The 24,212-nt window shown below is 40.7% G+C and carries 20 protein-coding genes; 3 read left to right on the forward strand and 17 right to left on the reverse strand.

The window, feature by feature from the left end; translation table 11 throughout:
- Nucleotides 1–20: 20 nt before the first annotated feature.
- The 10 genes from DPV81_RS01905 to seqA form a co-directional block, all read right to left on the reverse strand.
- A complete protein-coding gene (locus DPV81_RS01905; protein WP_070775532.1) occupies nt 21–869 on the reverse strand; it encodes a DUF808 domain-containing protein in 849 nt (282 codons plus the stop codon).
- Nucleotides 870–909: 40 nt separating this feature from the next.
- Nucleotides 910–3,054, reverse strand: a complete 2,145-nt coding sequence (gene dnaX / locus DPV81_RS01910) for a DNA polymerase III subunit gamma/tau (protein WP_111386472.1) — start codon at nt 3,052–3,054, stop codon at nt 910–912.
- A 16-nt stretch (nt 3,055–3,070) separates the two neighbouring features.
- Nucleotides 3,071–3,613: an adenine phosphoribosyltransferase gene (apt, locus tag DPV81_RS01915; RefSeq protein ID WP_005698770.1), complete on the reverse strand. Its 543-nt coding sequence runs from the start codon at nt 3,611–3,613 to the stop codon at nt 3,071–3,073.
- Between the two features lie 113 nt (nt 3,614–3,726).
- On the reverse strand, nt 3,727–4,686 hold the full coding sequence (lpxM, locus tag DPV81_RS01920) for a lauroyl-Kdo(2)-lipid IV(A) myristoyltransferase (RefSeq protein ID WP_111386474.1): 960 nt from the start codon (nt 4,684–4,686) through the stop codon (nt 3,727–3,729).
- A 9-nt stretch (nt 4,687–4,695) separates the two neighbouring features.
- Complete coding sequence (locus DPV81_RS01925) at nt 4,696–5,463, reverse strand: TSUP family transporter (protein WP_005699456.1); 768 nt, start codon at nt 5,461–5,463, stop codon at nt 4,696–4,698.
- Nucleotides 5,464–5,473: 10 nt separating this feature from the next.
- Entirely contained in the window at nt 5,474–6,346 is an 873-nt protein-coding gene (gene mepA / locus DPV81_RS01930) for a penicillin-insensitive murein endopeptidase (RefSeq protein ID WP_111386475.1), read from the reverse strand.
- 64 nt (nt 6,347–6,410) lie between these two features.
- Nucleotides 6,411–7,484 carry a chorismate synthase gene (gene aroC / locus DPV81_RS01935; RefSeq protein WP_111386477.1) on the reverse strand — a complete coding sequence of 358 codons (1,074 nt, stop codon included), beginning with the start codon at nt 7,482–7,484 and terminating at the stop codon, nt 6,411–6,413.
- Nucleotides 7,485–7,499: 15 nt separating this feature from the next.
- The gene (mscK, locus tag DPV81_RS01940) at nt 7,500–10,844 is read right to left on the reverse strand and encodes a mechanosensitive channel MscK (RefSeq protein WP_049374009.1); all 3,345 of its coding nucleotides are present in this window, start codon (nt 10,842–10,844) and stop codon (nt 7,500–7,502) included.
- Nucleotides 10,845–10,857: 13 nt separating this feature from the next.
- Nucleotides 10,858–12,210 (reverse strand): o-succinylbenzoate--CoA ligase, encoded by a 1,353-nt coding sequence (gene menE / locus DPV81_RS01945; protein WP_111386479.1) that lies wholly within the window; start codon nt 12,208–12,210, stop codon nt 10,858–10,860.
- 4 nt (nt 12,211–12,214) lie between these two features.
- Complete coding sequence (gene seqA / locus DPV81_RS01950) at nt 12,215–12,856, reverse strand: replication initiation negative regulator SeqA (protein ID WP_111327025.1); 642 nt, start codon at nt 12,854–12,856, stop codon at nt 12,215–12,217.
- A gap of 70 nt (nt 12,857–12,926) precedes the next feature.
- On the opposite strand from seqA, the gene DPV81_RS01955 reads away from it, so the two are divergent.
- The 3 genes from DPV81_RS01955 (at nt 12,927) to fur (ending at nt 14,832) form a co-directional block, all read left to right on the forward strand.
- Nucleotides 12,927–13,712 (forward strand): alpha/beta fold hydrolase, encoded by a 786-nt coding sequence (locus DPV81_RS01955; protein ID WP_111386480.1) that lies wholly within the window; start codon nt 12,927–12,929, stop codon nt 13,710–13,712.
- A 127-nt stretch (nt 13,713–13,839) separates the two neighbouring features.
- Entirely contained in the window at nt 13,840–14,364 is a 525-nt protein-coding gene (gene fldA, locus DPV81_RS01960; RefSeq protein ID WP_070775543.1) for a flavodoxin FldA, read from the forward strand.
- 33 nt (nt 14,365–14,397) lie between these two features.
- Entirely contained in the window at nt 14,398–14,832 is a 435-nt protein-coding gene (gene fur / locus DPV81_RS01965) for a ferric iron uptake transcriptional regulator (protein ID WP_049366031.1), read from the forward strand.
- 93 nt (nt 14,833–14,925) lie between these two features.
- Here fur and cysI read toward each other — a convergent pair whose 3' ends face one another.
- The 7 genes from cysI to DPV81_RS02000 form a co-directional block, all read right to left on the reverse strand.
- The gene (gene cysI, locus DPV81_RS01970) at nt 14,926–16,692 is read right to left on the reverse strand and encodes an assimilatory sulfite reductase (NADPH) hemoprotein subunit (RefSeq protein WP_111386482.1); all 1,767 of its coding nucleotides are present in this window, start codon (nt 16,690–16,692) and stop codon (nt 14,926–14,928) included.
- Nucleotides 16,693–16,709: 17 nt separating this feature from the next.
- Nucleotides 16,710–18,503 carry an assimilatory sulfite reductase (NADPH) flavoprotein subunit gene (locus DPV81_RS01975; protein WP_111386484.1) on the reverse strand — a complete coding sequence of 598 codons (1,794 nt, stop codon included), beginning with the start codon at nt 18,501–18,503 and terminating at the stop codon, nt 16,710–16,712.
- A 60-nt stretch (nt 18,504–18,563) separates the two neighbouring features.
- Entirely contained in the window at nt 18,564–19,847 is a 1,284-nt protein-coding gene (cysN, locus tag DPV81_RS01980; protein ID WP_111386485.1) for a sulfate adenylyltransferase subunit CysN, read from the reverse strand.
- A gap of 226 nt (nt 19,848–20,073) precedes the next feature.
- A complete protein-coding gene (gene cysD, locus DPV81_RS01985; protein ID WP_111386487.1) occupies nt 20,074–20,997 on the reverse strand; it encodes a sulfate adenylyltransferase subunit CysD in 924 nt (307 codons plus the stop codon).
- Between the two features lie 20 nt (nt 20,998–21,017).
- Nucleotides 21,018–21,752, reverse strand: coding sequence for a phosphoadenylyl-sulfate reductase (locus tag DPV81_RS01990; RefSeq protein ID WP_111386489.1), 735 nt, complete (start codon nt 21,750–21,752; stop codon nt 21,018–21,020).
- A 10-nt stretch (nt 21,753–21,762) separates the two neighbouring features.
- Entirely contained in the window at nt 21,763–23,193 is a 1,431-nt protein-coding gene (gene cysG, locus DPV81_RS01995) for a siroheme synthase CysG (protein WP_111386490.1), read from the reverse strand.
- An 11-nt stretch (nt 23,194–23,204) separates the two neighbouring features.
- Nucleotides 23,205–24,212 carry a sulfate ABC transporter substrate-binding protein gene (locus DPV81_RS02000; RefSeq protein ID WP_111386492.1) on the reverse strand — a complete coding sequence of 336 codons (1,008 nt, stop codon included), beginning with the start codon at nt 24,210–24,212 and terminating at the stop codon, nt 23,205–23,207.

Below are 24,212 nucleotides of genomic sequence, written 5' to 3' on the forward strand. Positions count from 1 at the left end.
GGTTATTTTTTATCTCGTTTTTAGTGTTTACCAAATAATTTCATTGCGGGTAATACAATTGCACAAGCAATTGCCCCTACAATCACACCCACGACTAACGTCGCCACATTACCAAGTAAACCATCTGCTAATTGATAATCAGCGAGCAAATGATGAATGAAATCCACATTATGTACGAAAATACCGCCACCGACTAAGAACATCGCAAGCGTACCGATAAAACTAAGTGAACGCATAAATTTTGGCATAATCACTAAAATTGCATTCCCGATTGACTTAGCCACACCACCTTTTTTGATAAGGTATAAACCGAAATCATCCGCTCTAACAATCAATGCGACCAAGCCATAAACAAAAATAGTAATTCCGATACCGACTATTGAAAGGGAAATAATACGTGTCAGCAAGCTCGCTTCGGTTAATTCGCCCAATGCAATAATAATAATTTCAGCAGAAAGAATAAAATCCGTACGAATTGCCCCTTTAATTTTAGCGGCTTCATTAAAGGTTGTTTTTTCTTCATGCTCTTCATGAGCAATAAATTTATGTAGAATTTTCTCTACACCTTCAAAACACAAATATGCCCCACCAATCATCAGAAGTGGCACGATCAACCAAGGTAAAAATGCAGAAAGCAGTAAAGCAATTGGAATTAAAATGACTTTATTGACTAAGGATCCTTTGGTGACTGCCCAAACAATGGGTAATTCACGATCGGAAGATGCCCCCGTTACCTGATTAGCATTTAAGGCTAAGTCATCGCCTACTACGCCAACGGTTTTCTTGGCTGCCATTTTGGTCATCAAGGCGACATCATCAAGAATCGATGCAATGTCATCAATAAGAGTAAAAAGAGAGCTAAACGCCATATTCTTTCCTTTATAAAGTTAAAATTTAGAGAAATGAGTTTTAGACTGGTCGAATGCTTTCGACATCCAACTTTGCATCAAACTCTTTTTGTAATAAAAGTAGTTTTTTATCTTGCTGTAAATCCGTACGTGCCTGTTCACGCAAGTCTTGATACACTTTTTTACGGTAATCCATCGGGGTTAAAACATCGGAATCTTCAACAAAAATCGACAATTTGACTGGTTTTTCATATAAACGTTCAAGATGTTCCACTAAATTTTTAATATTTCGATCTTGTTTTAAATGCGCTTTTTCAGAATGAAGCCCGAGTTGAATTTCATCTTCTGTTTGCGACTTAATAAAGCAATTTAATGCCAACTCTTTTGAGAAACCACTTACGCCTGAGCGTTCGACAATATCCGTCCAAGGATCTTGTTTTTGCGTAATTTGAATAATTTTCTCACGCAATTCTGGTGTCACATCTTTCAACATTGCCTGTTTAATATCAGAAGGACGCACACTGTTATCCACTTTGGCTAAATCCGGATTGCTCCACTCCCAACGATAGGTTTCCGCATCCAGAATTTCTTGCTCTTCCGCATCCATTTCAGCATTGTCATCAATGGTATTTTCAACCGTCTCAACACTTTGCTTTAACGCTTCTGCTTGTTGAGTAATTGGGTTTGGCACCGCTGCCTTCGTTTGCGTCGCTTTCGGTGGTGTCATCTCTCGCACTGGAAGTGCGGTCATTTTTGGTGAATTTTTTTGCTCATCTAACGCTTGGAGATGATGTAAGGTTTCTTCCACTGCGGCTTGTTGTTCATCATGATGATGTTGGCGCTCTGATTGCTCAATTTGCGTTAATTGATTCAATGCCTCTAGCGCAGCAAGGCTAGCTAAATTCAATGAAGATGTGGTTTGCGTGGCAACAGGTTGAGAAGGTGAAGAATGCACAACCGCCGATTGAGCCATCGGCTTTTGCGCTTGTGCAGAATAATTTGCTTTGATGTTTTGCGACAGCACCGGCATATCTACATACCCAGAAACAGGCTGATTTTCAACCGCACTTTTCTGTGTATTTTGTTCAGGGGATAGCCCGTCTTGTTTAGGCGTTTGTGCTGCCGTAAGGAACTTTGGGTGGAATGCCAATGCCCTCAATAATGTCATTTCTGCACCAATTCGACGATTAGGCGCAGAAGCCAATTCTTTTCGACCCGATACAATTACTTGATAGAAGAATTGTACGTCTTCCGGTGAAATATGTTTAGCCAGAAAACCTAAGTGATCGTTTTCATCTGTGGCACTTTTAGCGAGTAACTGCATTAATGCAATTTGATGTAATTTCTCAGCTGTTTCTGCCAGTAACTCATCCCAATCGCCTGCTTTTTCTGCCACCGTTTGGATGGTTTTCATTAAACGCTCACCGTTACCTTGATGTAAGGCGTAAATGATTTCAATCGGTTGGTCTTCATCTAACAGCCCAAGCATGCTATTCACCACATCGGTGGAAACTTTACCGTTGCCCATGGCAATGGCTTGATCCGTTAAACTTAAGCTATCACGAATACTACCCTGTGCTGCTTTGGCTAATTTATCTAGTGCTGGCGCATCAAAAGGGATATTTTCGGCAGTAAGCACGCGATTAAGATGTGCTGAAATTTGCGGTTCATCTAATGCTTTGAGATGAAATTGCATACAACGGGATAAAATCGTAACTGGCAATTTTTGTGGATCCGTTGTAGCCAATAAGAATTTCACATATTCAGGTGGTTCTTCCAAGGTTTTTAACAATGCATTGAAAGAATGGCGGGAAAGCATATGCACTTCATCGATGAGATAGACTTTATAACGCCCCACTACCGGCTTATATTGCACGTTGTCTAATAGCTCACGGGTATCTTCTACTTTAGTACGAGAAGCCGCATCGATTTCAATTAAATCAATAAAGTTGCCCGCTTCGATCGCTTTGCAGTTTTCACATTCACCGCAAGGATCGGCAGTAATACCGTTTACGCAGTTCAAGCCCTTCGCAAATAAACGAGCAATAGAGGTTTTCCCCACGCCACGGGTGCCGGAAAATAAATAAGCATGATGTAAACGGTTTTCTTTTAAACCGTTTTCCAAAGCAGTGAGCACATGGCTTTGCCCCACTACTTCAGAAAAGTTTTTTGGTCGCCATTTTCTGGCTAAAACTTGGTAGCTCATCGCATCCCTTTAAAAATTAATGGCCTTCAAAATTCACTAAGGTGTAGCAATCAATGCCTAAATCACGTAAGCGTTTTTCGCCCCCTAATTCTGGCAAATTAATCACAAAGGCAGCATGTTTCACTTCACCACCTAAACGTTGAACTAATTTCACGGTAGCTTCAACTGTTCCACCCGTTGCTAACAAGTCATCAATGATTAACACATTATCACCTTGCGAAATGGCATCAGTGTGCAATTCAAGGGTGTCTTGACCGTATTCTAATTGATAAGACTGTGCAATCACTTCACGAGGTAATTTGCCCGGTTTACGAACAGGGATAAATGGCAAGCCTAAGGCTAATGCAACTGGCGCACCAAAAATAAATCCACGAGACTCGGTACCTATTACTTTTGTGAGACCTTGATCTTTATACTTTTCAACGATCAAATCGATTGTGGCTTTGAAAGCCGCAGGCACTTCGAGTAAGCTCGTGATATCACGGAAAATGATGCCTTCTTTGGGATGATTTGGGATAGATTTGATAGAAGATTTGATTAATTCAAGTTGTTTGTTCATAAATAATTGCTCAAAAAAGAGTAAGAAAAAATCCTGTTTTTAGGCTCGCATTCTAGCATAGAAAAATACAAAAGTGCGGTGAATTTTGACCGCACTTTTGTAAATAAAATGAATTAATCTGGGTAAATATCTTCTCCGTCTTTTCGAGTACGAAGAAGCTGTAAAATCCAGACATATTGTTCTGGGGTTGGCGTAACGAAATACTCAATTTCCTCGTTCATCGCACGGGCTGATTGCTCAGGATCGTCGCTTAATTGCATCGGTGGGCGAATTTCCATTTCATACTTGCCATTCTTAGCGTTATAGCGTGGAAACATTGGAATAACCACCGCTTTTGCCAATTTCGCCATTTTGTTTAACCCAGGAAGGGTAGCTTTATAAGTGGCAAAGAAATCCACAAAGACACTTTGCTCTGCACCAAAATCCTCATCTGGAAGATAGTACCCCATTTGACCTTGCTTGATGTGCGCTAAAAACGGCTTAATCCCATTTTGGCGAGCATGCATTTTTCCGCCAAAACGTTGACGCGCTAAAGTCCATAACCAATCCACCAACGGATTTCGGTGTGGGTTATACATTGATGTCATAGGCATGCCGTGTGTATGTAAAATAATGCCAGATGCATCAATCGCCCAACCATGCGGTACCATCAAAATGATGTTATGCCCTTCGGCTTTCGCTTGCTTGATATGCTCAAGGCCAATGAATTCGCTACGTTTTTGTAAATGTTTTTTAGAACGAATGGCAATTTCTCCAATACCAAGCATTACTTGTGCGACCGTCACAAACATGTCTTCAATTACTTTGTTACGTTTCTCATCTGTCCAATCTGGGAAACAGAGTTTCAAATTAATTTCTGCACGAATACGTGGTTTACCAATTTTTTTCGAGAGTGCACGAGCCAGTTTCTCTGCTAATTTATCGCGTAAACGAAACGGCACAAAAGCCAATAACAAAAGCACAAAAATACCAAGCCAAATCCCCCAATTTTTGGGGTGCAAATATGACCATGAAAAATGTGGTTCATAACCTGTTCGAGCCGTAATACGTAATTTTTTTTGAGAATCTGTCATAATCAATCGTTAAAAATGAAACCAACCTTGATCATACGCCATTTTTATCGTCATGATAAATGACATAATCACCACCATCGGTCTGATCAGTTGTTTGCCTTTTGCCATCACCATTTTTGCACCCAAATTTGCGCCTATCAGGCTTCCTGCCATCATCACTAAACCGACAGTCCAAATCACATGACCACCAATTAGGAAGAAAATTAATGAGGCTAAATTTGAGGTTAAATTCATGACTTTAGCATGCGCCGTCGCTTTAGTGAGGTTAAATCCTAGTAAGGTCACACAAGCTAGATTCATTAATGAACCTGTTCCCGGCCCAAAAAAGCCGTCATAAAAACCTAAAAGTGAACCAAAACATAACGCAAAAACAGCGTAAGAAATTCGTTGTTTACGATCACTTTCACCCAATTTAGGCGTAAATAAAAAGTATAAACCGATCGCTAAAATGAGAAATGGAAGCCCTTTTTTAATTAATGACGCATCTAAACTTTGAATAAGCAAGGTACCAATCACCGAGCCGATAAAAATCACCAGTAAGATGAAAGAAAACTCCGATAAATTGACCGCTCTTTTACGCAAAAAGTAAATACTTGCCGACAACGCCCCACCAAACGCTTGTAATTTATTTGTACCTAACGCCATCGCAGGTGGCATGCCTGTCATTAATAAGGCAGGGATTGTAATTAAGCCTCCGCCACCCGCTATCGCATCAATAAATGCGGCAATAAAGGCAGCAGCAAAAAGCATGGCTAATATATCAATCCCCAACTCCATGATTTAACTCCTACTCTAACCATTCGCTACTATTTGGCGAACTCAACACTTGTTGGCACAAGAACGGTTCTGGCGGTGTCACTTTTGGTTTAGAAGAGCCTGAACCGGGTTTTGCGGGTTCAAACCAAGAATAAAGTTCATCACCACAACCATCGCCTGCTGGTACAGGTGCTTGATCTTCACAATAAGCTGCATCTTTCGGACAAGCAATGCGCACGTGGAAATGTGAATCATGACCAAACCATGGACGAATTTTGTGTAACCAGGTACGATCATCTCCCGCAGTTTGACAAAGTTTTAATTTAATTGCTGGATTCACAAAAATACGCGTGACTTTGGGATCTTGTGCCGCCAGTTTAATTAGCGTTGCATGATTATTATTCCACACATTTTCATCAACACGTTGTGTTTGACGGTTCACCACAAGCAAGCCTTTTCCATCAGAATTTAGCGCTTCGCTGTCTGTCATGGTGCCCATTCGCAACCAAATATCCGCATCTAATCCCATTTGATGGCTTGCATGCCCTGTTAAAAAGCGACCACCACCCGGCATAGCAATATCCCCAACTAACATCGTTGGTAAGCCTGCAGACTTCGCCTTTTGTCCAAGACGCTGTAAGTAAGCAATCATATCCGGATGACCATAATAGCGGTTTTTATTCATACGAATGACTTGGTATCCCTCACCTTTATAAGGCAATGGCTCCGCCCCGATAATACAACCATTCGAATAGCTACCAATTGGATTCGCTTTACCATCTGCTGCAGGAATTGGACGTTTAATACGTTGCCAGTCTTGTGGTGAGGCTGTTGTTTGTAACGAGAAAAAAACACTCCCTAAAACAACCGCACTTGAAAGTAATTTTGCTAAAGATTTATTCATAAGATTTCCTAAAACGAATGACCTTATCTTCAATAAAAGAGAAAATAAACTTAATTTAAAAGAGTTATCTGCATTGCGCCTTAAAACGCAATAAATGGTCGAGTAACACAATCGCGACCATTGCCTCTGCAATAGGGACTGCTCGGATACCGACACAAGGATCATGACGGCCTTTTGTCACCACTTCGACAGGATCACCTTCTAAATTAATCGAGCGTCCTGGAATGGTTATACTGGATGTTGGTTTTAGTGCAATGGTCGCAATAATTGGCTGACCAGAGCTAATGCCCCCTAAAATACCGCCAGCATGGTTGCTTTCAAAACCATTTGGTGTCATTTCATCACGATGTTCACTTCCACGCTGTTCAACTACGGCAAAACCATCGCCAATTTCTACACCTTTAACGGCATTAATCCCCATTAAAGCATGGGCTAAATCTGCATCAAGTCGATCAAAAACAGGCTCACCTAAGCCAACAGGGACATTTTCTGCAATCACCGTTAGTTTAGCGCCAATCGAATCCCCTTCTTTTTTCAATTCACGGATTAATTCATCAAATTTTTCGATCGCACTTTCATCTGGACAGAAAAATGGATTGCTATTCACTTTATCCCAATCAATTTTGCCGACAGTTTGTGGCGCAATCTTCACTTCGCCGATTTGGCTTAAAAAACCACGCACTTCAATGCCAAACTGCTCACGTAAATATTTCTTTGCAATCGCACCCGCAGCAACACGCATGGCGGTTTCTCGTGCAGAAGAACGACCACCACCGCGATAATCACGAATACCGTATTTTTGTTGATAGGTAAAATCTGCATGCCCTGGACGGAAACGATCTTTGATATCGCCATAATCTTGTGAACGTTGATCACCATTTTTAATGATCATTCCAATGCTGGTACCCGTTGTTTTACCCTCAAATACCCCTGATAAAATCTGCACTTCATCGTCTTCACGACGCGGTGTGGTATAGCGTGATGTACCCGGTTTACGACGATCTAAATCTGGTTGAATATCGGCTTCCGATAATTCAAGATTCGGCGGTACGCCATCTACGATACAGCCTAATGCAATACCGTGAGACTCTCCAAAGGTCGTCACACGAAAAAGTTGTCCGATAGTATTCCCTGCCATATTTTCTCTCTTTAATTAATGATTTTTGGCTAATTTCGCCACATCAATAAATGGAATTTCTTCGCCAGTATCTTTATTCTTAATAAAGATATCTAATTGATTGAATGCAATATCAATATTATTTTCTGCAAATAACTCATTCACACGGCGATTGAGTGCATCAAGCGTATCATTTCGCTCAGACACTTGCCCAACATAAACACGTAGTTCGTGATCTAAGGTACTCGCACCAAAGGTTAAAAATAGCGCTCTTGGTTCTGGATCTTTTAAGATGTTTGGTTGCTCATTTGCAGCTTGTAATAATAAACGTTTCACCAGTTCTAAATCTGATCCATAAGCCACGCCAACTGACACCACTAAACGAGTAACGGTATTAGATAATGCCCAGTTAGTCACTTGTCCAGTAACAAAAGATTTATTTGGCACAATTACTTCTTTTCGATCCGGATCAATCATGGTAATAGCGCGAATACGGATTTTTGCCACCGTACCCGTTACATCATTGATGGTTACGGTATCGCCCACACGAATTGGACGTTCAAATAATAAAATGATACCGGAAACAAAGTTCGCAAAAATTTCCTGCATACCAAAACCGAGACCAACGGAAAGAGCGGCAAATAACCACTGTAATTTAGACCATGACATTCCGAGCGTTGAAAATGCCCATGCGCCACCCACTGCAACCAAGATATAGGTTAATAATGTTGTAATGGTATAAGGCGTACCTTGCGAAAGTTTCACTCGCGAGAAGAGCAATATTTCTAAAATACCTTGAATGTTACGCACTAAAATATAGGTAATCACAACAATGATTAACGCAACAATCAAGTTAAAGAGTGAAATCGTTTCTGTCACCACGCCTGCTTCAGTCGTTGAGGTTTGTTGCCACAAAGTAATATCACGCAAATAACTTACAACTGTAACTAAATCTGACCATACATAATAGAAGATGGCAAAAAGTGCGGTCCAAATAAAGAGATCGGCAAAGCGTAGTAACTGGCTACGTACTTCATTTAAGGCTAATCCCTCTTCTTGTTCGGTAATCACGACCACATCATCAGAGGCTGAAGCATCATTTGAATCCGGTTGTTTTTGCTGGCGTTTCTCTTGTAAACGACGATAAGCTAAACGTCTTGATGCTACTGTGACACCACGATAAATTGTATGACGCACCAACGACCACACAACCCATGCAATATAAGTATTAATAATATGTGTAATTAAATTTAAGGCGGTGTAGTAATACCCTAAAGCAATTAACGCAATTAAAACAACAGGTACCAATTGCAATAAGATTCGCACGATCTTGAAAATGGTTCTATCACGCTTATCTGTTGTCGTTGAACTCAAGGATTTTTCTGTACGAACAAAACGTGGTGCAATAATCACAATACAGAAAAGCAAAGCAACAATCGTATTAATTTCGCCGAGGATGTCATTGGCTAAGCCGGTATCCATGACATTACTGAAAATTGATGTATTTAGTAATAACACAACAGAAACAATAATACGTTTCGTGACATCTTGTAGGCTAGCTGCACTCTCTTTAGCAAAACCAAAGTGGCGCACTAAAATACCATTCGGACGAAGAATAGCTAAAATAAAGCTAAAGAACCACCAATAGCCCGCCATACTGAGCGACCACTCCCAAAACTCTTGTGGATTTTTCACGAAGAAAAAGCCTAAAAGTTGGCAAGCCGCTAAGAACCAAAGGGTACCTGATAAAGATAAAAGTGCAGTATAAAATAACGCAAGTGGTGTATGCCATTGGCTATCCGAACGAAGCGTATTTATTTCGCCATTAATCACGCTCAAACGTTGTTTAATCGATTCTTTAAATTTGAAAATCAACCCACCAATCACAAACAAAATAAAGACATAAGTGAGTAAATACGGCAAATTATCAAAGTTTGTTGGGAAGCCGATTTTCTTTCCAATACCATCAAGTTGTGCCTTGAGTGACATTGGCAGTTTTTTGATCCAATCTAAATTAATTGGATTATTACTTTTTACCCAGAAACTTTGTTGATCGAGTTTAGACTGAATTTGATCACTGATTTGAGTAATCTGTTGTTGGGTTAACTCTAAGGAAATCGCCAAATTTAACTGATTATTCAATGACTTAATCAAATCAGAAGCCACTTTTCGACGTTCTGTCAATAAATTCGTTAATTGTGCTTTTTCCGCCGGTGTAAACGATTTGTTTTCATCCTGCTCTATTTTACTGATGTAGGCATCAATATCATAAAGCTCATTACGTTTTTGCGTGATATCAAAGATCTGTACACGTAAATCTGCAATTTGTTTTGAAAGACCTTGAATATTTAAATTGGTCGGTAATTTTTGTTTTTGTTGCTGAATAATGCGAGAAAGTACCAACGTGCCTTGTAACGCACTGATTTGCTCATCAATGGTACGTTGTGTCTGCGTTAAGTTATCCAAGACATTTCGCATGCGTAGTTCATCTTGCGTTAATGTATTGGTTTTCTCTGTTTGCTCAAGTAAATATTGGCTAAGTTGCGAATTTAAATCTAACTCTTTCTGGATCAGCGGATTTTGCTCAATGCTTTGGCTTTGTTGCTGTGCTTGCTCAACTTGGTTTTGTGTTTTAGCCAAATTCTTTTGATTAATCGCTTCTTGAATGGCTGCAATTTGTTGCTGCAATGCTTGAACACGAGTATTTAATAGTTCATATCGGCTTTGATAAAGCACTGTCAATTGATCGCTATTTTTTAATAGCACTTGATTATAGATATTTTTTAGCTCAATCAGTTGCAATTCCAGCTGAATTTGTTGTTTTAACAGTGCACTTGTCGTTGGATCAGCTAATTTCTGATTCAATTCTTGCGTACGTTTAACATTGTCTGTTAAGGCTGTTTGAGCACGTTCAGACACTGAGCTCTGCCCTGCTAGTTGTGTATTCACCGCACTTAAGGCAGATTGCGCATCTTGTTGTTGATTAGTCAGTTTCTCAACCTGAGCCTGTAGATTGGCTAAACTTTGTGAAGCATAATCGGTGTTACTTGGCGTACTTAGCTGTTTTTTAAGATTTTGAAGATCAGCACTATTCTTCTGAATTTCAGAATCTGCATCAATAAGCGTATCTTGCAAATCGTTATTATTTTTTTGCTGTGTTTGAATTTGTTGCAAGAAATCAAGCGAAGCCTGGATTGTCGCGACGTTATTTGTTTTTTCATCACCATCTGGTAATTTTTGTGCCTCGGCTAATTCACTTTTTAGTGTTTTTTCCGTCGGTAAATCCGCATTATTATTCTCTGCCCAAACAGGCTGAGAAAGCGCCAGAGTAAAAACAAATGAAAGACCAAGTGCGGTCAAAACACGAGAGATTTTTTTCATTAAACTAACTTTCCTATTGTTGCGACAGCCAATCGGCGAGTGCTTTGCGAGAAATCTTTATTGCCCCTTGGATTAAATCCTGCGGGAGTTCATAGTAGGCAACGGGTTGCTTAAATCGTTCCAATCGCCCTTGTAAAAAAACGTTGAGAGATTCAACCGCACTTTCATTAAAGGATGTATGAAATTCAACAATCGCGACAGGACGATGGCCAAATTCCTCATCATATTTAGGCAAAACAAAGACTTGCTTCACTAAATCTGATTGTGCAATCACTTTTTCAATTTCTTCCGGCTGAATATTTTCACCGCCAGAAATAAACATATTATCCAATCGGCCTTGAATGACTAATTCGTTATCGAGCCATTGGCCTTTATCTTTGGTTTGAAACCAACCTTCAGCATTAGTTAGCGGGTCAACACACCCATCTCGCCAATATCCCATGGCAAGTCCCGCACCTTTTAGCCAAACTTCTTCATTCACTAACTTGAACTCTCGACCAAGCAAAGGCTGCCCCACACCTATTTTTCCATCCGATTGTTTAGCGAATGCGGTAGAAGCCATTTCGGTCATACCATAACCTGAATAACTGCGAATCCCTAATTCACTTAACGCTTGGGTTAATTTTACGGGGATTTGTGTACCACCCAATAATACCGCTTGAGTTTGGATAGGTTGTCGATGTTCTACCAAATAATCAAACCAACGCTGTAATTGCGTTGGCACGAGAGAAACATGGGAAACCTCACCAATAGATTGATAAAAATCTTCTTTCGGTAAAACTAAGGTTGCACCTACGTAAAGCCAGCGCCACACAATGCCTTGTCCGGAAACATGATAAAGCGGCAAAGAAAGTAGCCATGATTGATCTTTGCCAAAATTCATTAAGGCACAAACGCCTTCTGCATTAGCTAAATGAGCAGACACATTATGCACCACTGCTTTAGGCAAACCAGTCGAGCCCGATGTTAATGTCATCGTTGCCGCTTTTGTAAAGTCAGCGTTATGTTCGGGTAATGCTTTAACAGATAAATAATGAATATCTTCGGTTTGATAACAAAAATTCACCCCATACACTTGGCACAATTCTTCTCTTTTTTCTTGAGGAAATGCAGGGTTGATACCTAAAATTTTTGCGCCTAGCTGAATAACGGCTAAATAAAGAAATAAGATCTGTTCTGAATTTTTACCACAAAAAGCAACCGCACTTTGCGCTGTCACACCTTGTTGTAAAAGAAAGGCTTCCACCTGATTAATTTTCTCAGCAAGTTCTGCCCAAGTAAAAGGATCGCCCTGCGAATTTTGCAACGCGACCTGATTTGCATACGCTGAATTTTGGGCAAATGCTTGCCAAGGGAATTTTTGCATCGAATTAGTTGCTAACGAAATAAGGTCGAACTTCGTCGATTAAATATTCTGGCAAATGCATAGACTGCATCGCCCCTTCTAACATCAACATTTTACGGCCACTATTGGTATTGGTAATCACCCAATATGGTGTATCTGGAATTTGTTTTGGTTTAGTATGATTACCTGCCACAAGCAACGTCCCTTCATCACGAGCAAAATACACGCGAGTACGGCCTTGCAAGCTTTCGGTTGCCTGTGCAAAGCTTTCTGGATTGGTACGATAAAGCGTACGTAATATACTTAAAAAACGCACAACTGCTTTTGGCTCTTCTTTAAATTCTGTCGAATTCAATAACGCTCGAACTTTATCAACAATGTGATTAATTGCTTCATCTGATTGTTTTTTCACTGCTTTTGGTGGTTCGACAGGCTCAACTTTTGGTTGTGATGCTTCGGTTGTTTTTTCCGTTAAAACAGGTTCTGAATGCACCGCACTTTTTGGCGTTTCAGCTGACGCGACTGATTCAAAGAAATCAACCGAGCTTGTTGCGTGAGTGGGTAAATTCAACAAACGGCGAAGAATATCAGACGCACTTTCTCCAATAGATTGAGTTTGCGCCGCAATGTATTGATATAATTCTTCATCGACTTCAATTATCTTCATTTTTTTCTCTCCGTTTGCTAAAATTTTCGTCCATTATAACGATTTCTAACCAAATTCTCACGCAAAATATATGTCATCTTCCCAATTATTAAACCATCAATTTCACCAAACAAAACAATCAATTAATTCGCCTACTTTAGTTTTCATTCATGGCTTGTTTGGCGATATGAATAATCTTGGTGTCATCGCGCGTGCATTTAGCGATAACTATAATATTTTGCGCGTAGATTTACGTAATCATGGGCATAGTTTTCATTCAGAAACAATGAATTACGATGTCATGGCTGATGATGTATGGCAACTTATCGATCATCTTCAATTAGATAAGGTTATCTTAATTGGTCATTCAATGGGTGGAAAAACGGCCATGAAAATGACCGCTCTTCAACCACAACGCGTGGAAAAATTAGTTGTTATTGATATTGCCCCTGTCGCAAATAGCAGTGCTGGACATGATGATGTGTTCCGTGGTTTGTTTGCCGTGAAAAAAGCGCAGCCACAAACTCGTCAACAAGCTAAGCCTATTTTAGAAACTGAAATTGCCGATCCGAGTGTGGTACAATTTATGTTGAAATCTTTTGAGCCGACTTCAAGTGAATATTTTCGTTTCAATTTGACCGCACTTTTTGAGCATTATGCGGAACTGATGGATTGGCAGGAAGTTTATGCTAATACGCCTACACTCTTCATCAAAGGTGGGCTTTCATCTTATATTAAACCTGAATATACCGAAACCATTCTAAAACAATTCCCGAATGCGACCTCCTTCACCATCAATGGTTGTGGGCACTGGGTTCATGCCGAAAAACCTGATTTTGTGATACGTGCTATTGATAGGTTTCTAAATAAGAATTAATCGTTTTAAATGAGAATTATTCTATTCAAATGAGAATTCATTTATGTTATAGTTCGCACAAATTGTGGGGCTTTGATCCCTCATCTTTTTTTCTACTCACCTAATTTTATTTCAAAAGGAAAGAACAATGGCAGTTGTCGGTTTATTTTACGGTAGTGACACAGGTAATACAGAAAACATTGCAAAAATGATTCAAAAGCAATTAGGCAACGAACTCGTTGATATTCGTGACATTGCAAAAAGCTCTAAAGAAGATATCGAAAGTTATGATTTTTTACTTTTCGGTATTCCAACTTGGTATTACGGTGAAGCACAAGCTGACTGGGATGATTTTTTCCCAACCTTAGAAGAAATTGATTTTACTGACAAATTAGTCGGTATCTTTGGCTGTGGCGATCAGGAAGACTACGCAGATTATTTCTGTGATGCGATCGGTACAGTACGAGATATCGTTGAACCACGCGGTGCGATTATTGTAGGGAATTGGCCAACGGACGGTTACACCTTTGAATCATCAAAGGCATTGTTAGATGATGGAAACTTTATCGGTTTATGTATTGATGAAGATCGTCAACCTGAACTTACTGCAGAACGCGTAGAGAAATGGACAAAACAAATCTACGATGAAATGTGTTTAGCAGAATTAGCTTAACCATCTCTAATTTAGCAAATTTAAGGGAACATTATGTCTGAAGAAAACATCAAATTACTCAAAAAAGCAGGATTAAAAATTACTGAACCTCGGCTCACTATCCTTGCATTAATGCAAGAGCATAAACATGAACATTTCTCAGCTGAAGAAGTATATAAAATCTTGTTAGAGCAAGGCAGTGATATTGGCCTTGCAACCGTATATCGCGTGCTTAACCAATTTGATGAAGCGCATATCTTGATTCGCCATAATTTTGAAGGCAACAAATCTGTTTTTGAGCTTGCGCCAACAGAACACCACGATCACATTATCTGTGAAGATTGTGGCAAAGTATTTGAGTTTACTGATAACATCATTGAACAACGTCAAAAAGAAATCAGTGAACAACATGGCATCAAATTAAAAGCACACAGTTTATATCTCTACGGCAAATGTAGCGATATCAACAAATGTGAAGAGAAAAAATAATGCTTGCTAAAAAATCAAAACCTTAGGCTAAAACCTAAGGTTTTTTATTATCTCAACTAAAAGTGCGGTCAAAATCGACCGCACTTTTGTACATTAAGCCGCTGATTGAATAATCACTTTTGAGTCATCCCAGAAATCAACTGGTGCATTCACCACCGGCTTGATAATGCCGGTACGAATGGTGAAATCACCAAAACCTTCGTTTGCATGACGCTCATTTGCCCAGCGGCCAATCAGAGTATCAAGTTCACTGATAATTTCCGGAATCGTGATATTTTCTTTGTAAAGACGTGGGATTCGCACACCTTCACGATCCCCACCGATGTGCAAATTGTAACGACCAATTGCTTTGCCCACCAAACCGATTTCCGCCAACATCGCACGACCACAACCATTTGGACAACCGGTAATACGGGTAACGATATAATCATCAGCCACATGATGTTTCGCCATCACTTTATCCAGTTCATCAATAAAGCTTGGAAGAATTCGCTCTGATTCCGCCATCGCCAATGGACAAGTAGGGAAAGAAACGCAGGACATTGAGTTTTCTCGTAATTTACTCACATCATCACGAATCAAACCATAATCACGCGCAATTTGCTCAATTTGTGCTTTATCCTCTTCCGCTACATTTGCCACGATCAGATTTTGGTTGGCGGTGATACGAAAATCGCCCTTATGAATTTTGGCAATTTCCAACACACCACTCAGTAATTTTTTCTCATCGTTATCCACCAAACGACCGCTTTCGATAAACAGGGTCAAGTGCCAGTTGTTATCAATGCCTTTTACCCAACCAATACGATCGCCACGTTCGGTAAATTTAAACGGACGAATCGGTTTAAATGGAATGCCCATTCGGCGTTCTACTTCGGCGCGGAAATTATCTAATCCCATGTTTTGAATGGTATAACGGCTACGTGCATTTTTACGATCGCTACGATTACCAAAATCCCGTTGGGTTGTCACCACGGCTTCCGCTGCTTTTAAGGTATATTCCAACGGCACATAACCCAGTTCAAGGGAAATATGCGGATAGGTTTTGGTGTTGCCATGTTCAAGGGATAAACCACCGCCAGCCAAGACATTAAAGCCAACCAAATTGCCGTTCTCGTCTGCAATGGCGACAAAATCTAAGTCATTCCCGTAACAATCCACATCATTGAGGGGTGGAATCACCACGGCAGTTTTGAATTTTCGTGGCAAATAAGTTTTACCGAGAATCGGTTCTTCCTGTAAAAAATCATCACTACTTTGAACTTTCTTACCATCAATCCATACATCTAAATATCCTCGTGTGCGCGGTAATAGATGCTCGGAAATTTTCTTGGCATATTCATATGCCTGCTGGTGTAGTTTTGATTCAATTGGATTAGAAGTACATAACACATTACGATTCATATCTGAAGCCGTTGCAATGGAGTCTAATCCCAAACTATGCAATAAACGATGCATGGTTTGTAATTGGCTTTTCGGCACTCCGTGATATTGGAAAGTTTGACGATTGGTTAAACGAATCGAACGATAATAACTATGTTCACGGGCGAATTTATCCAATTCAATCCATTGGAATGGTTTGATAATTCCACCCGGTAAACGGCAACGTAACAGCATAAATTTCAACGGTTCGAGTTTTTCCTCTGCACGTTCGGCACGAATATCACGATCGTCTTGTTCATACATACCGTGAAAACGGATTAATTGAAAGTTATCCCCACGGAAACCACCGGTTAAGGAATCTTCTAAATCATCTAAAATCGTACCGCGTAAAAAGTTACTGTCGGTTTTTAAGCGTTCATTGTCAGAAAGCGGTTTCTCTTGCCATTCCAAGCCTTTTTGTTTGTTTTGCTCTGTCATTTTTTCACCCCACAAATCTAGTACACATCGCGTTGATAACGTTTTTCTTCACGCAGTTCATTTAAATAATCTTCTGCTTCATCCGGACTTAAATTGCCTTCTTTAGCAATGACTTCGAGTAATGCTTGCTCCACATCTTTTGCCATTTTTGCTGCATCACCACACACATAAAAATAAGCACCCTCTTGTAACCATTGCCAAAGAGCGGTCGAATTTTCACGAATTTTATCTTGCACATAGATCTTCTTCTCTTGATCGCGTGACCAAGCAAAATCGTATTTATGCAAGAAGCCCTCTTTGGCAAATTGTTGCCATTCGGTTTGATAAAGGAAATCGCTGGCAAAATGCGGATTACCAAAAATCAGCCAGTTTTTACCATTTGCCTCATCGGCTACGCGTTGCTGCATAAAGGCACGGAATGGTGCCACGCCGGTACCGGAACCCACCATAATAATTGGCTTAGTCGTGTCATTTGGCAGACGAAAATTATCGTTATGCTCTACAAATACACGCACAGCACCATCTTCTTCTACGCGATCCGCTAAAAAGCTTGAAGCTGCGCCGCTGCGTGCTCTACCTTCATGTTCAAAACGTACCACGCCAACAGTTAGATGCACTTCTTCCCCAACCTCTGCTGGAGAAGATGAAATGGAATACAAACGAGGCGTTAAAGGACGCAATAATGAAACCAGTTGTTCCGCGGTTAATTTTGCAGGAAATTTATGTAACACATCCACAATCGGTGTGCGTTGAACCAATTCTTGCAATGCTTGATTATCCGCAACCAAATCGTTTAACTGTTCGTTATGCGCCAAGGCTGCATAGCCTTTCACAAAAGCCGGCGTGTTTTGAGCCAGCTCTAAATGCGATAAAAGTGCGGTCGAAATAGTTTGCGCTTTTCCCTCAATTGTCACTTCTGTAGTAGGATCAATCTGTGCGAGCGATAAAATTTCATCGACTAACTTAGGATCATTGTCAAACCATACACCGAGTGCATCCCCCGCTTGGTAATGAAGATCCGAACCTGCTAAATCAAATTCTAAATGACGTACATCTTTATCCGACTGACGGCCGGTAATTTTCTGGTTAGTGATTAACGTTGCAGGAAATGGATTGGCTTTATTGTATTGGCTTTTCTTGACTACCGGTGCGGTTGTAGCTGTAGCAATACTTTGCACAACCGGTGAAGCCTGTGCAGCCTTTTCTTTTACAATAGCCACAATATCTCGGATCCATTGTTCCGCGGTTGCACTGTAATCTAAATCTGCATCCACTCGCTCAAATAAACGCGTCGCGCCTAATTCGGCAAAACGCTGATCAAAATCCTTGCCTGCTTGGCAGAAATTTGGATAAGAACTATCCCCTAACCCCAACACAGCAAATTGCAGTTCGGTGAGTTTTGGTGCTTTTTTACCGTTTAATAACTTATGCAATACCACGCCTTCTTCTGGTGGCTCGCCTTCACCTTGCGTGGAAATCACTAAAAGCAAGCATTTTTCATCCGCAATGTTTTTCGCTTTGTAATCTTTTAAAGCGACACGTTTCACGGCAATACCGGCTTCAGTAAGCTCTGCGGCAACTTTATCCGCCACCGATTTAGCATTGCCGGTTTGTGAGCCTGAAAGCACAGTAATTGAAAAAGGCTCTGCCGAAAGTGCGGTCAAATTTGCTGTCAAATGTTGCCCTGCTATCTGTTGTTCTACACCGGAAGCTTGCGACCATGCATAACCGGAAAGCCATGCCAATTGAAGAGGCGTTAGCGTTGGTAAGAGATTTAGTATTTCTGTTGGTAATGGATTGTTGTGTTGCATAAGTTTCCCCACAAGAAAATGAGTTATATCAGTAAATTCACATATTAAAGAAAGCGCGAGTTAGAGAATCATACCGGCTGCTACTGTGTTATAAGTTGCTTCATCAACTAAAATAAAGGCACCACCAGCAATATTTTCTTCATAAGTTGTGGCAACAATCGGTTTCTGTAAACTTAAACGCACTCGAGCAATATCATTCATCTTTAAGGCTGCAGTACCACTTTCTTGTTCGAGTGTATGAACGTTTAACACGCTTTCAATTTCACTGATTTTGGCAAATACGGTTTGCGTACCATGTTTAAGTAAATATTTACGGGCAGTATTTAGTGGGCGTTCATCAAACCAACAAATTGTGGCTTCAAGTTGCTTTTGTGGTGTAAGTGGTGAACTTTCATCTACAAATAAATCACCACGAGAAATATCAATGTCGCGATCTAAACGTAAGGTAATCACTTCCCCGGCCACCACCTGTGTCACTTCACCTTTTGGCGTAATAATCTCGGTCACTTTAGCGGTTAATCCATTCGGTTCAATTCGAATAGCCTGTCCCAGTTGCACGGAACCGCGCTCAATTCGCCCTTGATAACCGCGGAAATCATCGGCTTTATCCGCATCCTGACGCACCACTAATTGCACGGGGAAATAAAAATCAGCATTAGAATGGCTCACTTCATCTACACTTGGTAAATTTTCTAAAATGGTGAGTAAAGGTTCGCCTTGATACCAAGGGGTGCTTTCACTTGCATATACTAGGTTATCGCCAAGCAATGCAGATACCGGTACAAAATGTATATCTTTTAAACCAAGTTGTGCCGCCAATTGACGATACGCCTCCACAATGGCATTGAATTTTTCTTCGCTGTAATCCAACAAATCCATTTTGTTTACTGCCACTAAAATGTGCGGGCAATTTAATTGACGTAAAATCGCTGAATGACGTTTAGTTTGTGGTAAGAGTTGTAACGGTTTTTCATCAAAATTCAGCTGAGAAGCATCAATTAAGACGATTGCAGCAGATGCCGTACTAGCTCCTGTCACCATGTTACGTGTGTATTGCTCATGTCCTGGGGTATCGGCGATGATGAATTTACGTTTTGCCGTAGAGAAATAGCGATACGCCACATCAATGGTAATGCCCTGTTCACGTTCTGCTTCCAAACCATCTGTCAAAATAGAAAAATCAATGGCTGCTTTATTACCTTTCTCTTTTCCTGCGTTAAGGGTTTTAATTTGGTCGGTTAATAACGCTTTGCTATCGTAAAGTAAACGGCCGATTAAGGTACTTTTCCCGTCATCTACACTACCGGCAGTAATAAAACGAAGTGGAGTTGAATGTTGTGTCATATTTCTTCCTTATATTCTGTTAATTATTCTTTTGTATTTCATCATCTTTGAATAATGCCCCATATAAATCGCCTGAACGACTTTCAATTTTTAGAAAAATTTGTACTGTTTGAGCGTAGCGAGTTTACAAATTTTTCGTTAAGAAAATTGAAACAAAGTGAAGAGGAGCGATTTAATTGGGGTGTGTTCTTTGCTACTTTCTTGCACAAGCAAGAAAGTAGAAATACTAGAAATACCCTTCTTTTTTCCGTTTTTCCATGGCGGCTTCGCTGGCTTGGTCGTCTAGACGGGTAGCACTACGTTCGGAAATGTCGGCAATCGCGGTTTCTTCAATAATTTCTAATGGTGTTGATGCAATGCTCGCTACCGGACAGGTACAGCTAATATCACCCACGGTGCGGAAACGAACATCTAATACTTCGCTGACTTCATTCGGCAATTTAGGGGTTAATGGTGTCACTGGCACTAATAAACCTTTTCGACGTACAACTTCGCGTTTATGGCTGTAATAGATCGGAGGCAATTCCAAATTCTCACGAGCGATATATTGCCAAATGTCTAATTCCGTCCAGTTGGAAATCGGAAACACTCGCATATTTTCGCCTTTATGCAATTTAGCATTGTACAAAGACCATAATTCCGGACGTTGTGCCTTAGGATCCCATTGACCGAACTCATCACGGAACGAGAAAATTCGTTCTTTAGCACGAGCTTTTTCCTCATCACGACGTGCACCGCCCATCAAGGCATCAAATCCATTCTCTGCAATGGTTTCTAATAAAGTGACCGCCTGTGCCGCATTACGCGAATCCGTTTCTTTGCGTAATACCACCGTGCCTTTGGCAATGGAATCTTCCACATGCCCAACGACTAAGCGCGCGTTAAGTTTTGCCACTTGTTCATCTCGAAATTGGATCACTTCTGGATAGTTATGGCCGGTATCAATATGCACCAATGGAAACGGCAAATGTACCGGACGATCACCTAACTGGAATGCTTTACGAGCTAATGCCAGCAATACCACCGAATCCTTTCCACCGGAAAAAAGCAACGCCGGGTTTTCACATTCCGCAACGACTTCACGAATAATATGAATCGACTCCGCCTCGAGCCAGTCTAGATGTTGGTTGTTGAGTTCAGTTTTTGTCATGTTTTGCTTCCTATATTTTTCTACTTATGTAATCCACATTCCTTACTATCTTTACTCTCCCACCACCAGCGGCCGGCGCGAATATCTTCGCCCTGTTTAACTTGGCGGGTACAAGGTTCACAGCCAATGCTTGGAAAACCTTGATGGTAAAGATCGTTATAAGGCACATTGTTCGCTAAGATATAAGCCCACACATCTGTTTCTGACCAATCAAAAATAGGATTGTATTTATCAATACCACGAGACTGATCTTGCTCAGCAAAAGGGAGCGCAGTACGTGTAGCCGATTGTTCTCGACGTTGTCCGGTCAGCCATGCATCTGCACCTTGAATGGCGCGATTTAAGGGTTCGATTTTACGGATATGGCAACACTCGCGACGTAATTCCACGTTTTCATAAAAAGCAAATTTCCCTTTTTCTTCCTCGTAGCGAGTCACTTCATCAGCAATCGGCTGAAAGCGTTCTATTTGAAGATGTGGATAGACTTTCTCAAGGTTGTCTAATAAATTTAACGTATCTTGATGAAGTAAACCGGTATCTAAAGTAAAAATACCAATATCTAAGTTTTCACGCGCAATGACATCGGTAATGACCATATCTTCTACGGCTAAACTGCTGGCAAAGCGTGCATCGTGATGGCTATCAACTATTTGATGTAAACGTTGCTTCAATGTAGCTGTTTTTTCTGCCAAACGATCTTGTACATTAAGGCTAACAAGTGGAATTTGCCAAAAAGTCGGTTTAAATAAACTCATCATCCACTCCTTATGCCACTTGACTGATGGTTAAACTTTCTAAGGTAAAGTGCGGTTGTTTTTGACGTTGTTTTTCTTCGCCAAACCACGCTAATTGTTCGTGTAATTTCACCACTTCACCCACCACAATTAAGGCTGGGGTCTCTGCTTTTTCAGCTAATTCAGCTAAATTTGCAAGAGTGCCAATCGCTGTTTTTTGAGTAAGTTGAGTACCTTGGCTGATAATCGCAACAGGCGTATTCGCAGCGCGACCATATTGTTGTAAACGTTCAGCAATGACTTGCGCTTTTAACGTCCCCATATAAATGACTAAGGTTTGATGACTTCTTGCTAAGGTTTGCCATTCAATATCAGACGCATCGGCTTTACGATGACCGGTCACAAAAATAGCACTTTGTGCATAATCACGGTGAGTTAATGGAATGCCTGCATAGGCTGTTGCACCAATACCTGCTGTAATGCCGGGTACAACCGAAAATGGAATTTGATGTTGAGCTAATACTTCTAATTCTTCGCCACCGCGTCCAAAAACGAAAGGATCACCACCTTTTAAGCGCACTACTCGCTTGCCTTGTTGGGCAAGGGTTAATAACAATTGGTTGGTTTCCTCTTGTGCGACAGAACGACCATTGGCACGTTTTCCCACAAAAATACGTTCTGCATCACGGCGAATTAAAGAAAGAATCTCATCTGAAACCAAAGCATCGTAAAGCACCACATCGGCTTGTTGGATTTCCTGTAAACCGTTAAGGGTTAGTAACCCCGCATCTCCAGGACCGGCACCAACTAAAGAGACAAAGCCACCTTGATAGTTACTTTCTAGCTGTTCAGCTAATTCTTGTTCAGCTTGCGCTTGCTGTTGATTTTTTATGAGATTGGCAAAACGTCCACTAAACATTTTTTCCCAAAAACGGCGACGTTCAGTGACCGATGCCAATTTTGCTTTTACTTGATCACGCCACTTACCAGAAATCTCAGCGATTTTGCCTAAATGTTGTGGCAATAATGCTTCCAGTTTCTCACGTAATAAACGGGCTAATACTGGCGCCTTGCCACCACTCGAAATCGCAATTTGGATCGGACTACGATCAATAATAGAAGGAAAAATAAAACTGCAGTGGGGCTGATCATCCACCACATTGACTAATTTATGTTGGCTTTCGGCTAAATGGAAAATACGATGATTTAATATCTCATCATTTGTTGCCGCGATCACCAACATCACCGTTCTCATTTGTTCGGCATTAAATTCTTTGGCAATCCATAGTACTTTATTTTGACGTTCAAGTTCGCTTAATTCCTCATTTAATTGGCGAGCAACAATACGGACTTGCGCATTCGCTTTGAGTAACAACCCTACTTTACGAGCAGCCACCGAACCACCGCCGACAACAAGTACCGGGCGACCGGTTAAATCAGCAAAAAGTGGAAAATAATTCATGGGTATCACTCCTATTTATTCACTTTATCAGCACGTTGTGCACTGATATATAGACGATCAAATAAGCCGTTATCGACAAAATGTTGAGTATTAATCGCCTCCCACGAACCAAAACGTTGGTTCACATCAAATTGATTCACTTCGGGAAAAAGTGCGGTCGTTTTAGCAATAATTTTTTTATCTGTCGGACGGAAATAATTTTGGGCAGCCAGTTCCTGTGCTTGAGGTGACCATAAATAGCTCAAATAATCATGGGAAAGTTGATGCAAACCATCTGTCTGCGTATTTTTATTCACTTCCGCCACATAAATTGGGGTATAGGCTGTTATACTCGGATACACCACTTCAACGCTATTTTCGCCCAGTGTTTTAGCCGCTAGCGCCGCTTCATTTTCCGGGGCAATTAAAACATCACCGATATTACGCTGCGTAAAAGAAATACTGGCACTGCGTGCACCCGCCTCTAAAACTGGCACATTTCTTAGCAGGCGTAACACAAAATCTTGTGGTTTATCACTATGCTGTTCGGCATAAGCTAAAGCCGATAAATAAGCAAAGCGTCCATTTGCTGACGTTTTGGGATTAGCAAAGACCACTTTGACATCATCCCGAATCAAATCCGACCAGTCTTGAATGTGTTTTGGATTTCCTTTTCTCACCAAAAGCACCATCACTGACCCAAAAGGAACCGCACCATTCGGTAATACTTGCTGCCAATCTGCATCCACTAAGCCTTTTTTAACTAAAGCGTCGATATCATTACTTTGTGTCAATGTCACCACATCTGCAGGCAAGCCATTTAACACGCCTAACACCTGTTTACTGGCGCCACCATGCGATTGTGAAATCATCACATCTGAGGGAAATTCACGTTGAAACGCGATGTTATATTCCTTATAGAAATCACGAATCACGTCATAGGACACATTCAGTAGTACTGTTTTTTGTTCCGTACTGGTATGCCATAAACAAGCTACCAAGCCGAAAGAAAGCACTGAAAATAAAGCAATTTTTTTCAT

The sequence above is a fragment of the Haemophilus parainfluenzae genome (assembly GCF_003252795.1).
GTDB classification, from domain to species: domain Bacteria; phylum Pseudomonadota; class Gammaproteobacteria; order Enterobacterales; family Pasteurellaceae; genus Haemophilus_D; species Haemophilus_D parainfluenzae_K.